The 12,563-nt window shown below is 71.8% G+C and carries 9 protein-coding genes; 7 read left to right on the top strand and 2 right to left on the bottom strand.

Annotated features, from left to right (window positions below; translation table 11 throughout):
• Positions 1–76: 76 nt before the first annotated feature.
• A complete protein-coding gene (locus P8S73_RS09795) occupies positions 77–616 on the bottom strand; it encodes a hypothetical protein (protein WP_121242131.1) in 540 nt (179 codons plus the stop codon).
• A gap of 197 nt (positions 617–813) precedes the next feature.
• Between P8S73_RS09795 and P8S73_RS09800 the strand changes: the two genes are divergently transcribed.
• The 6 genes from P8S73_RS09800 to glgX all read left to right on the top strand — a co-directional run bounded on the left by P8S73_RS09800 (position 814) and on the right by glgX (position 7,416).
• On the top strand, positions 814–1,299 hold the full coding sequence (locus P8S73_RS09800) for a CarD family transcriptional regulator (RefSeq protein ID WP_012398940.1): 486 nt from the start codon (positions 814–816) through the stop codon (positions 1,297–1,299).
• 13 nt (positions 1,300–1,312) lie between these two features.
• Positions 1,313–2,053 carry a 2-C-methyl-D-erythritol 4-phosphate cytidylyltransferase gene (gene ispD, locus P8S73_RS09805; protein WP_121242129.1) on the top strand — a complete coding sequence of 247 codons (741 nt, stop codon included), beginning with the start codon at positions 1,313–1,315 and terminating at the stop codon, positions 2,051–2,053.
• A gap of 135 nt (positions 2,054–2,188) precedes the next feature.
• Positions 2,189–2,728, top strand: coding sequence for a 2-C-methyl-D-erythritol 2,4-cyclodiphosphate synthase (ispF, locus tag P8S73_RS09810; RefSeq protein WP_019310493.1), 540 nt, complete (start codon positions 2,189–2,191; stop codon positions 2,726–2,728).
• Between the two features lie 48 nt (positions 2,729–2,776).
• The gene (cysS, locus tag P8S73_RS09815) at positions 2,777–4,219 is read left to right on the top strand and encodes a cysteine--tRNA ligase (RefSeq protein ID WP_059281588.1); all 1,443 of its coding nucleotides are present in this window, start codon (positions 2,777–2,779) and stop codon (positions 4,217–4,219) included.
• 85 nt (positions 4,220–4,304) lie between these two features.
• A complete protein-coding gene (rlmB, locus tag P8S73_RS09820; RefSeq protein ID WP_039101102.1) occupies positions 4,305–5,273 on the top strand; it encodes a 23S rRNA (guanosine(2251)-2'-O)-methyltransferase RlmB in 969 nt (322 codons plus the stop codon).
• The gene (glgX, locus tag P8S73_RS09825) at positions 5,260–7,416 is read left to right on the top strand and encodes a glycogen debranching protein GlgX (protein ID WP_059281589.1); all 2,157 of its coding nucleotides are present in this window, start codon (positions 5,260–5,262) and stop codon (positions 7,414–7,416) included. Before rlmB ends, glgX begins: the two co-directional genes overlap by 14 nt.
• An 85-nt stretch (positions 7,417–7,501) precedes the next feature.
• Here the strand turns inward: glgX and glgP are convergent, their stop codons facing one another.
• Positions 7,502–10,132 (bottom strand): alpha-glucan family phosphorylase, encoded by a 2,631-nt coding sequence (gene glgP / locus P8S73_RS09830; RefSeq protein WP_396350358.1) that lies wholly within the window; start codon positions 10,130–10,132, stop codon positions 7,502–7,504.
• A gap of 200 nt (positions 10,133–10,332) precedes the next feature.
• On the opposite strand from glgP, the gene P8S73_RS09835 reads away from it, so the two are divergent.
• Positions 10,333–12,516, top strand: coding sequence for an alpha-1,4-glucan--maltose-1-phosphate maltosyltransferase (locus P8S73_RS09835; protein WP_121566719.1), 2,184 nt, complete (start codon positions 10,333–10,335; stop codon positions 12,514–12,516).
• Positions 12,517–12,563 lie beyond the last annotated feature (47 nt).

Raw genomic sequence — 12,563 nt, forward strand, 5'->3', positions numbered from 1 at the left:
GACACGCACAGAGGGGTCGCACCCGCGCGGGTGCGACCCCTCTGGTGGTCACGGCAGCACTGCCGTCACGGGTGGGTCAGTGACCGGCCTCGGAGTGGCCCTCCGGGGCCTTGGTGTTGGATGGGTTGGCCGGGGTGGTGGGAGCGCCACCCGGAACGAAGGATGCGTAGCGCGGGTAGGTGTGGTCCAGCACGGGCACGGAGGCGTTGCTGTCCTGGCCGTCCGCGGTGAACGAGGTCTCCACCATCAGGCCGGGGTCCGCGCCGGCCTTGTCCAGCATCACGGGCTTGGACTTCTCCAGGACGACCTCCTGGTTGGCGGGGACCTCGATCTTGGCCGTGGCGCCGTCCGCGTCCATGGTGACGGTCTGGGCGGTGCCGCCGTTGTTGATCACGGTGCCGAGCACACGGCCCTGGGAGTCCGCGTCCTCCGCGACCACGAGCACGTTGCGCAGCTGGACGTCGCCCAGGTCCATCTGGACACCGTCCGCCGGGGCGTAGGTGTCTGCGGTGGCCTGAGGGCTGATGTACGCGCATCCGCTCACGCCGGTCAGGACGGCAAGCGCTGCCGCGCCCAGTCCGAGCTGCTGCAACTTCTTGTGGGCGGCGTTCTTCACGGCACGAACTCCTCGGGCTCTCTGACGGTGGGACTCAATCTCCGGTCAGTCTATCGGTTTGGCCACGGATCGTCTGCAACCCCGCGTCGCTCGTGGCGCGGTCTCCAGGCGCCGCCTGACGCCCCGCGGGCGGCCGGGATCGAGGAATCGGGCATCATACACCGTGGTAGACTTGGCGGGCTGAAAGGGGTTTGTGCATGGTTTTCGAGGTTGGCGAAACGGTCGTCTATCCGCACCACGGTGCGGCGACCATCGAGGAGATCAAGACTCGCACCGTCAAGGGTGAAGAGAAGATGTATCTCCGGCTCAAGGTGACCCAGGGGGATCTCATGATCGAGGTCCCGGCGGAGAACGTGGACCTCGTGGGCGTCCGTGACGTCGTGGACGAGGACGGTCTCAAGCAGGTCATCGCGGTACTCCAGGCGCAGGACGCGGAGGAGGCCTCCAACTGGTCCCGCCGCTACAAGGCCAACCTCGAGAAGCTCGCCTCCGGTGACGTCCTCAAGGTCGCCGAGGTCGTGCGCGACCTCTGGCGCCGGGACCGCGGCAAGGGCCTCTCCGCCGGCGAGAAGCGCATGCTGACCAAGGCCCGCCAGATCCTGACCTCCGAGCTGGCCCTGGCCAAGAAGATCGACGAGGAAGAGGCGGAGAAGCGCCTGGACGACATCCTGTCCGCGGCCTGATCCCCGCCCTTCCGTGACGCACCACCACGACCTCGCGAGCCCGTCCGTACCGGACGGGCTCGCTGTCGTTGTCGTGGCCGCCGGTTCCGGCACGCGGCTCGGGTACGGCATGCCCAAGGCGCTCGTGCCCGTGGCCGGCCGCCCGCTGCTGGAGCACGCGCTCGCCACGGTGCGCGAGGCGCTTCCCGAGGCCGCGCTGCTCGTGACAGTTCCTGCGGGCGACACCGAGCTCACCGCGGTGGCGTCAGCGTGCGGTGCGCGCGCGGTCACGGGCGGTGCCACGCGCGCCCAGTCGGTGGCCCGTGCCCTCGCGGAGCTGCCCCCCGGAGCCACACGGGTCCTGGTGCACGACGCCGCTCGCTGCCTCACCCCGCCCGCCGTGTTCGAGCGGGTGGTCGCCACCCTGCAGAACGGCGCGGAGGCCGTGGTGCCGGTGGTCGAGGTGACGGACACCGTGCGCGGCGTGGACTCCCACGGGTGCAGCACCGGCACAGTGGACCGGGCGGGACTGCGGGCCGTCCAGACGCCCCAGGGGTTCGACCGCGCACTGCTGGAGCGCGTGAACGAGGCCGCGGGACTGCTGCCGGACCGCGGAGCGGAGGATCCCGCGGGCATCACGGACGACGCCAGCCTGGTGGAGCGGTTCGCCCCGGAGCACCCCGTGGTCCTCGTGGCCGGGGACGTCGAGTCTTTCAAGGTCACCCGCCCCCTGGACCTGCTGCTGGCACGCGCCGTCGTGGACTCGCGGGGCTGAGGCCGAGCCGAGCCCCCTCCTGTGGTCACCCGCCCTCGGCGCGCGCCCCCTGGTGCTCGTCGGCCGCGGCGTTCGACGTCGGGACGTGAGGCCACCGGCTCCTCTGCTTCCCGGTTCATCCGCGACAATGGGCGCATGGCTCTCGAACCCCACCAGTCCGCCGCACCCGCCTCAGAGACCGGCGCAGGCCTCCCGTACCCCCTGCCCCTCGTGGGGGTGGGCGTGGACGTGCACGCCTTCGGGCCGGAGGGCACCCCGCTGTGGATCGGGGGTCTGCACTGGCCCGGGGAACGCGGACTGAGCGGCCACTCGGACGGGGACGTGGTGGCCCACGCCGCCGCGGACGCCGTGTTCTCGGCCGCGGGGGTGGGAGATCTCGGGGCGCACTTCGGCACGGACCGCCCGGAGTTCGCCGGGGCCTCCGGGTGCCGGATCCTCGCGGAGGCCGTGCGGATCGTGGCGGAGGCCGGGTTCACGGTGGGCAACATCTCGGTGCAGCTGGTGGGCAACCGCCCCAAGTTCTCGCCCCGCCGGGAGGAGGCGGCCGCGGTGCTCTCCGAAGCCGCGGGCGCACCCGTGCACCTCAGTGCCACCACCACGGACACCCTTGGGCTCACCGGCCGCGGGGAGGGCATCGCCGCGATCGCCACGGCCCTGGTGGTGCGCACCTCCTGAGCGCCGGAGCGCCGTCGTGCGCGTTGGGTGCCCCGCTAGACTGGTCCGGTGACTCTGCGCTTTTACGACACCGCGTCCGCGACCATCAAGGACTTCGTCCCCGTCCACCCCGGGGAGGCCCGGCTGTACTACTGCGGGGCCACGGTGCAGGGGGCGCCGCACATCGGCCACGTGCGCTCCGCCCTGGTGTTCGACGTGCTCGCGCGCTGGCTGCGCTTCCGCGGCCTGGAGGTCACCACGGTCCGCAACGTCACGGACATCGACGACAAGATCCTGGTGAACTCCCGCGCGTCCTACGAGCAGGACTACCGCGGCGAGCACGCCCGGGAGCCGTGGTGGGCGCTGGCCTACCGCTTCGAGGGCGTGTTCGGGGAGGCGTACGCGGCGCTCGGCATCGACCGCCCCACGTACGAGCCGCGCGCCACGGGCCACGTGCCCGAGATGCACGCCCTGATCCAGGAGCTGATCGACGCCGGGCATGCCTACCCGGCCACGGACGGCTCCGGGGACGTGTACTTCGACGTCCGCTCGTGGCCGCGCTACGGGGAGCTGACCCGGCAGCGGGTCGAGGACATGCAGGACGCGCCGGACGCCGATCCCCGCGGCAAGCGGGATCCCCGGGACTTCGCCCTGTGGAAGGGCCACAAGGAGGGTGAGCCGCTCACGGCCTCCTGGGACTCCCCGTGGGGCCGCGGCCGCCCGGGCTGGCACCTGGAGTGCTCCGCTATGGCAGACAAGTACCTGGGGGCGCACTTCGACATCCACGGCGGCGGGCTGGACCTGCGCTTCCCGCACCACGAGAACGAGCTCGCCCAGTCCGCGGCCGCCGGCCGGGAGTTCGCCAACTTCTGGCTGCACAACGGCCTGGTCACGTACCAGGGCGAGAAGATGTCCAAGTCGATCGGCAACACGGTCTCCCCGCAGGACATGCTGCGCGAGGCGCGTCCGCTCGCGGTGCGCTACTACCTGGGCCAGGCCCACTACCGCTCCGTGCTGGACTACCGGCCCACCTCCCTGAAGGAGGCCACCGCCGCGGTGGAGCGCGTGGAGTCCGTGCTGCGTTCGGCCCGCGCCGCAGGGCTCGGCCTGGACTGGGACGCGCAGGACGTGCCCGAGGAGTTCGTGGCCGTGATGGACGACGACCTCAACGTCCCGCGCGCGCTCGCCGTGCTGCACGAGACGGTGCGCGCGGCCAACTCGGCACTCGCCGCGGGGGAGCACCGCGCGGCGCAGCCGCTCGCCGCGGCGGTCGCCGGGATGTCGGACGTCCTCGGGCTGCTGCCGCTCATGGCGCTCGACGCCGCCGGGGACGCGAGCGGCGCGGAGCAGCGTGCACTGGACGCCCTCGTGCAGGACCTGCTGGCGCGCCGGGCCGCGGCACGCGAAGCCCGGGACTGGGCCCTCGCGGACACCATCCGGGACCAGCTGGCGGCCGCGGGCGTCGTCGTCAAGGACGGTGCGCAGGGCTCCGCGTGGTCCGTGGAATCCTGACGCTGACCTAAACTGGACCCAGATCGCCGACCACCCCGGGGCGGCCCTCTGGCCGTGACCCGTGACAGACACGGAAGTGATGACCATGGCCCAGAACAGCCGCCCCGGAGCAGTCCGCAAGAAGAAGAAGGGCCCGGTCGTGGGAAGCGGCGGGCAGCGCCGCAAGGGCCTCGAGGGCCGCGGTCCCACGCCCAAGGCGGAGGACCGGGTCTACCACAAGGCCTACAAGGCCAAGCAGGCCGCGGCCCGCAAGCAGCAGAACCAACCGCGCCGCCCCCAGCGCTCGGGCACGGGTCCCATCAAGGAGGATCTCGTCACGGGCCGCAACTCGGTGCTCGAGGCGCTGCGCGGGGGTGTCCCCGCCAAGACGCTGTTCATCGCGTCCAAGATCGAGGTGGACGACCGCGTCAAGGACATCCTGCAGCTGTGCGCCGAGCGCCAGGTGCCCACCCTGGAGGCCTCCCGCGGTGAGCTGGACCGGCTCTCGGCGGACGCGATCCACCAGGGCGTGGTGCTGCAGGTGCCGCCGTACGAGTACCAGGACGCGGACGAGCTCGCGGCCTCCCTCATGCGGGACGCGGACCAGGGACACCCGCCCCTGCTGGTCGCGGCGGACGGAATCACCGATCCTCGCAACCTGGGTGCGATCATCCGCAGCGTCTCCGCGTTCGCCGGGGACGGCGTGGTCCTGCCCGAGCGCCGCTCCGCCGGGGTCACCGCCACCGCGTGGAAGACCAGCTCGGGCGCCGCGGCGCGCGTGCCCGTGGCCAAGGCCACCAACCTCACCCGGACCCTGGAGAACTGCAAGAAGCAGGGCTACTTCGTGGTGGGCCTGGACGGCGGCGGGGACATGTCCCTGCCGCAGCTCGAGCTGGCCACCGAACCTCTCGTGGTGGTCGTGGGCTCGGAGGGCAAGGGGCTCTCCCGGCTGGTGACCGAACACTGCGACGCGATCGTCTCCATCCCCATCGAGTCCGCCATGGAGTCGCTCAACGCGTCCATGGCCGTGGGGATCACGCTGTACGAGATCGCGCGCCGGCGTGCAGGCGCGTAGCCACCCGCTGGGGGTCCACCCCTCGCGCTCGGGGGACGGTACGGCGAACGTGGCTGTCCACGCGCCCGGGCTGGATGCGGTGGACCTCGTGTTCCAGCGCCCGGGGGAGACCTGGCAGCGGCTGCGGCTGGAGGGCGAGAACCACGGCACCCACTACGCCACCGTGCCGCGGCCGCGCAGCGTCCCCGCCCAGGAGATGACGCCCGAGGAGCTTGCCCGGGACGTGTGCCCGGCCATGCCCGAGGGCACCCGCTACGGGTTCGTCGCGGCGGAGCCGGCGGGGACCCCCGCGCCGGACCCGGCCGTGGAACCCGTGCTGCTGGACCCGTACGGGCGGGGGCTCGAGCGCGTGGCCCCGCCCAGCGGCGTCGTGAACCCCGGCCCGGACGCGTACGGCGGGATGTACGTCTCCGTGGTGACCGCCCAGAACCACGCGTGGCAGGACGAGTCCCGCCCCACCCCGCCGTGGCGGGACACCGTGGTCTACGAGGCGCACGTCAAGGGCCTCACCATGCTCCACCCCGAGATCCCGCACGACCTCCGGGGATCCTACGCGGGCCTGGCCCACCCCGTGATGCTGGAGCACCTGCGGAGCCTGGGGATCACCGCCGTGGAGCTGCTCCCCGTGCACGCGCACCTGGACGAGCAGCACCTCACGGCGAACGGGCTCACCAACTACTGGGGCTACAACACCCTGAGCTTCTTCGCCCCGCACGCCGGCTACGCCACGGCGGCCGCGCAGGCCGCCGGGCCCACGGCGGTGCTCGACGAGTTCAAAGCTGCGGTGGACGCACTGCACGGGGCCGGGCTGCAGGTGTTCCTGGACGTGGTCTACAACCACACGGCCGAGGGCGGCCCGGACCAGCGGGCCTACTGCTGGCGGGGGCTGGGGGACCGCGCGTACTACCGGCACGACCAGCACGGCGCGTACGTGGACGTCACGGGCTGCGGGAACTCCATGGACTTCTCCAACCCGCAGGTGGTGCGCATGGCACTGGACTCCTTGCGCTACTGGGTCACCGAGTGCCACGTGGACGGCTTCCGCTTCGACCTGGCGCCCGAGCTCGGGCGGGACGAGAAGCACCACTTCACGCGCAACCACCCGTTCTTCGTGGCCGTGGCCGCGGACCCCGTGCTGCAGGGTGTGCGGATGATCTCCGAGCCGTGGGACGTGGGCGCCGGCGGCTGGCAGACGGGGCGCTTCCCGGTGGGGTGGGCGGACTGGAACGACCACTACCGGGACACCGTGCGGGACTTCTGGCTCTCGGGCCAGCGCACCATGCGCCGCGGCGGGGGAGGGGGCACGGCGGCCCGCCTCGCGGGCGCGATGTCCGGTTCCGCGGAGCTGTTCGCCCCGCACGGGCGCAGCACCCTGGCGTCCGTCAACTTCGTCACGGCCCACGACGGGTTCACGCTCTACGACCTCACGGCGTACGACGCCAAGCACAACGAGGCCAACCTCGAGAACAACGCGGACGGCACCAACGACAACCACTCGTGGAACCACGACCACGAGGGGTTCGCCCCGGACGTCCGGGTCCGCGCCGCCCGGGCCGCCACGGCGCGGAACATGATGGCCACCCTGCTCTTCTCCCAGGGGATACCCATGATCACCGCGGGCGACGAGTTCCTGCGCACCCAGGACGGCAACAACAACGCGTACTGCCAGGACAACAGGCTCTCCTGGGTTGACTGGCGCCCCACACCCCTGGCGCGCTCGATGTTCCGCACCACCCAGCGACTGATCCGCGCCCGGCGCGCGTTCCTCGCGGGTCAGCCCCGGCAGTTCCCCACGCGTCCCGAGGACGTGGTGCTGCTCTGGTACGCGAGCACCGGGGAGCACATGACGGCGGAGCGGTGGCAGACCGACGGGGAGCGGGCGCTGCAGGTGGTCATCGCCGCGCGCGGGGGAGACCTCGCGGGGCTCTTCGTGCTCAACGGCACGCAGGCACCGGTGAACGCTGTGCTGCCCTTGCTCGAGTCCCCGCACGACGACGCCGCCGCGCTGCCGCCACGGGAGGCCACCTTCCGTCTCGTGCTCGCCACGGACCCCCAGCTGGACGAGCTCACGGGCAACCGCTGGCACACCGGGGACACGGTGGAGGTGCCCGCGCAGAGCGTCGCCATGTTCGCCGTCACCTGACGCGGCGGACGCACGTGCGAGAACGCCCCCTCCCGCCTAACCGGTGCTCCGGTGCGGAAGGGGGCGTTCTGCGTGCTGCGGGAGCTCAGTCCGCGGCGTTGCTCACGAGCGCCAGCTCGGCCGGATCGGCCAGCTCGTCGTGTCGGGGCAGCACCCGCACCGTGTAGCCGAACGGCCCGGAGCGGTCGATCGTGATGGGGCCGCTGAACTGCACGCGGCCCGCCCCGAGGTCCTTGACCGGGGCCAGCTCGGCGTAGGAGCGCTCGTGCAGGTGGTCGGTCTCGCTCACCCGGCCGTAGCCCACCTGGACGGTGACGTCCTCGGGGGACAGGGGGCCGAGGTCCACGTATGCGCTGATACCGAGCTCGTCCCCGATCTGCGGCTCCTGGTGCACGCCCTGCGCGTCCACGTGCTCCACGCGGACCCGGGGCCACGCCTCCCGCACCCGTTCGATCCAGTGGGCCGTGGCGCGTGCGGCGGCGCCGTCGTCCGCGGCCGCCCGGCGCCCGGACACGCTGGCCGGGACGTAGAGCTGCTCCACGTAGTCGGTGAGCATGCGCCGGGAGGACACCCGAGGACCGAGGGTCGCCAGCGTGTGCCGCACCATGGCGAGCCACTGGTGCGGAACGGCGGCGGAGGGGCTCTGCGCGGCGTCGGCCTCCGGCGTGGCGGTCGCGGTCCCGGACGTCTCGCCGTAGAAGCGCGGCGCCACGTGGCTCTCGATCAGCTCGTAGAGGGCCGCGGCCTCCACGTCGTCGCGCTCGTCCGTGCTGGCCTTGCCGTCCGCGGTGGGGATCGCCCAGCCGTTCTGGCCGTCGTACATCTCGTCCCACCAGCCGTCCAGCACGGAGAGGTTCAGTCCGCCGTTGATCGCGGCCTTCATGCCGGACGTGCCGCACGCCTCGAGGGGGCGCAGCGGGTTGTTGAGCCACACGTCGCACCCCGGGAAGAGCACCCGGGCCATGGCGATGTCGTAGTTGGGCAGGAAGACGATCCGGTGGCGCACCTCGGGATCGTCCGTGAAGCGCACGAGGTCCTGGATCATCCGCTTGCCCATCTCGTCCGCGGGGTGGGACTTGCCGGCCACCACCAGCTGCACCGGGCGCTGGGGGTCCAGCAGGATGCGCTTGAGCCGTTCGGGGTCCCGCAGCATGAGCGTGAGCCGCTTGTACGTGGGGACCCGGCGGGCGAAGCCGATGGTGAGCACGTCCGGGTCCAGCACGCTCTCCGTCCAGCCCAGCTCGGCGTCCGTGGCACCGCGCTTCTTCCAGGACGCGCGGAGCCGCTCGCGGACGTCTTGCACGAGGCGCTCGCGCAGCACGCGGCGGGCGGCCCACAGCTCGGTGTCGGGGACGTCGTAGATCTTCCGCCAGCGGGCCGCGGGATCCTGGTCGTTCTCCCCGGGCTCGAGGGTCAGCGCCGCCACCTCGGGGTCGATCCACGAGGGCACGTGCACCCCGTTGGTCACGGAGGAGATCGGCACCTCGTCGGCGTCGAAGCCCTGCCACAGTCCCTGGAACATGGACCGGGACACCGCGCCGTGCAGCTTGGCCACACCGTTGGCGCGCTGGGCGAGGCGCAGGCCCATGACGGCCATGTTGAACTTGCCCGGGTCACCGCCGGGGTAGGTCTCCGCGCCGAGGTCCAGCACGTGGTCCACGGGGACGTCCGGAGCCAGGCCCGCGGCGAAGAAGTGCTCCACCTGGGCGCGCTCGAAGCGGTCGATGCCCGCGGGCACCGGGGTGTGGGTCGTGAACACGGTGCTCGCGCGCACCTGGGCGAGGGCCTCGTCCCACGTCATGGGTGCGGCTCCGGCGCCGGGGTTCATGAGCTCCTGGACCCGCTCGATGCCCAGGAAGCCGGCGTGGCCCTCGTTGCAGTGGTACACCTCGGGCGCGGGTGCTCCGGTCAGGCGGCTGTGCAGACGCAGCGCGCGCACCCCACCCATGCCCAGCAGCAGCTCCTGCTGCAGGCGGTGGTCGCTGCCGCCGCCGTACAGCCGGTCGGTGACGTTGCGGGCGGCGTCGTCGTTGTCGGGGATGTTCGAGTCGAGCAGGAGCAGGGGGACCCTGCCCACGTCCGCGCGCCAGATCTGTGCGGACAGCGAGCGCCCGTCGGGCAGGGGAAGCGTCACGCGCGCGGGTGAGCCGTCGGCCTCGCGCAGCAGGGACAGGGGGAGCTCGTCGGGGTCCAGGACGGGATAGGTCTCCTCCTGCCAGCCGTCGCGGGACAGGGACTGCTTGAAGTAGCCCGCCTGGTAGAGCAGCCCCACCCCGACCACGGGTATCCCCATGTCGGAGGCGGTCTTGAGGTGGTCGCCGGCCAGGATGCCCAGCCCTCCCGAGTACTGCGGGAGAGCGGAGGTGATGCCGTACTCGGCGGAGAAGTACGCGATCGCCGCGGGTGCGTCGTCGCCCTGGGTGCGCTGGTACCAGTGCGGCTCGCTCAGATAGGTCTCCAGGTCGGCGTCGAGAGCCCGGATGCGCGCCACGAGATCGGGGTCCTGCGAGATCTGCTGGATCTCCTCGCGGGTCAGGGACCCCAGGAGCTTGACGGGGTCCCCGTGCACGGTCTCCCACGCGTGGGGACTGAGCTCGGCGAAGAGGTCTTCGGTGGGTTTGTGCCAGGACCAGCGGAGGTTCCTGGCCAGGCGCCCCAGCGGGGCGATGGACTCGGGGAGGACGGTGCGGACGGTGAACCTTCGGATGGCCTTCACCCTTGCGAGCTTATCGGCTGTGGCCCGCTGCCGCACGGGTGTCACCGGACGTCGCCGCGCCGTCGTGATGCTTCGCAGCCTTAAGAATCCCGGCGATAGTCGGTAACGTGGGCCACGTGTCGCAGCAGAACCAGCCCTCAGGCCGCCACCCGTTTCCCGAGACCACGCCGGACGCCCGCGCGGGGGGTGCGCTTCCTGATGTGGGATCGCGCCTGACGCCGCCCGTCCCCGCCTCCGGTGTTCCCGACGTCGCTCCCTCCGTCCACCGCGCCGGTCCCGCTCCGTCCGCCGAGCCGGAGGCGCACGAACCCTCCGCCGCGGCCGTCGCGGCCGATGTCGAGGAGGACGGCGCGGACTTCCCGTCCGAGGACCTCGTCTACGGCCGGATCCCCGTCTCCGACGTCAGCCCCGTGGTCGAGGGCGGGCGCTTCCCCGCGACCGCGATCCCCGGGGAGGACATCCGGGTGATGGCCACGGCGTTCCGCGAGGGGCACGACTCCCTGGGCGTGACCGCCGTCCTCTACGACCCGCAGGGGCGTGAGGCGCAGCGCCGGACCATGACGCTCGTGGAGACCGGCACGGACCGCTACCAGGCGTGGCTGCGGCCCGAGTACGAGGGCCGCTGGAGCTTCGCCGTGGAGGGCTGGTCCGACCTCTACGACACGTGGCACCACGCCGCAGAGATCAAGCTCGGGGTGGGGCAGGACGTGGAGCTCATGTTCCAGGAGGCCTCGCTGCTGTTCGACGCCGCGTCCAAGGAGTCCGACCGCGGCCAGGACGAGGTCCGTGCGTTCGAGGAGGCCGCCGAGGCCGTGCTGGACACCTCACTCAGCGTCGAGGAGCGCTGGCAGATCGCCACGTCCGACACGATCCGGGACCACGTGGCCGAGCGCCCCCTCCGCGACCTGCTGAGCAGCTCCGAGCACTACCCGATCGAGGTGGAGCGCGAGGCGGCCGGGCGCGGCTCCTGGTACGAGTTCTTCCCCCGTTCCGAGGGGGCCACCTTCGACCCCGAGACCGGCACCTGGAGCTCCGGCACGTTCCGCACGGCCACGGCGGCCCTGGACCGCGCCGCGCGCATGGGCTTCGACGTGGCGTACCTGCCCCCGATCCACCCGATCGGACGCAACCACCGCAAGGGCCCGAACAACACCCTCACCGCCGGCGAGCAGGATCCCGGTTCCCCGTGGGCGATCGGCGGCCCGGAGGGTGGGCACGACGCCATCCACCCGGACCTCGGCACGTTCGAGGACTTCGACGCGTTCGTGGCCCACGCCCACGAGCTGGGCCTCGAGGTGGCCCTGGACCTCGCACTGCAGGCCTCCCCGGACCACCCGTGGGTCACCGAGCACCCGCAGTGGTTCACCACCCGCGCGGACGGCAGCATCGCCTACGCCGAGAACCCGCCCAAGAAGTACCAGGACATCTACCCCCTGAACTTCGACAACGATCCCCAGGGGCTCGCCGCCGAGGTGCTGCGCGTCGTGGAGCTGTGGATCTCCCACGGCGTGGACATCTTCCGCGTGGACAACCCCCACACCAAGCCCCTGTGGTTCTGGGAGTGGCTGATCGCCCGAGTCCGCGAGGAGCACCCGGACACGGTGTTCCTGGCGGAGGCGTTCACACGACCGGCCATGATGCAGGGGCTGGCCAAGGCCGGTTTCCAGCAGTCCTACTCCTACTTCACGTGGCGCAACACCAAGGAGGAGATCGAGGAGTACCTCCAGGAGGTCTCCCACGAGACCTCCGGTTTCTACCGCCCCAACTTCTTCGTCAACACCCCGGACATCCTCACGGAGTACCTGCAGTTCGGCGGCCCCGCCGCGTTCAAGGTGCGCGCGGCGCTCGCGGCCACCGCGTCCCCGCTGTGGGGCGTGTACGCGGGGTACGAGCTGTTCGAGCACGTGGCCCGCCCCGGCGCGGAGGAGTACATCGACAACGAGAAGTTCCAGCTGCGCCCCCGCGACTTCGACGGCGCGGTGCAGCGCGGCGAGTCCCTCGCCCCGTACCTCACGCGGCTGAACCAGATCCGCCGGGACCACCCGGCGCTGGGAGACCTGCAGAACCTCACGCTGCAGAGCGCCTCGGACGACGCCATCGTGGCGTTCAGCAAGACCAAGACCGTGGACCGGGACGGTGCGCAGGTCAAGGACACCGTGGTCGTGGTGGTCAACACCGATCCCCACGCCACGCGCGAGGCCACCGTGTGGCTGGACCTGGACGCCCTGGACCTGCGGGACCAGGACTTCAACGAGGACGGCTCCTTCTGGGTGGACGACCTCATCACGGGTTCCAGCTGGAAGTGGGGCACCCACAACTACGTGCGGCTGGACCCGTACGTGGAGCCCGTGCACGTCCTGAGCATCCGCCGCGACGTGAAGTGAGTCCGCGCCGCCGCCGTGCGCACCCGCGCGGCGGCGGCCACCGAGCA

The organism is Kocuria sp. ChxB (genome assembly GCF_044359605.1).
GTDB lineage: Bacteria > Actinomycetota > Actinomycetes > Actinomycetales > Micrococcaceae > Kocuria > Kocuria rhizophila.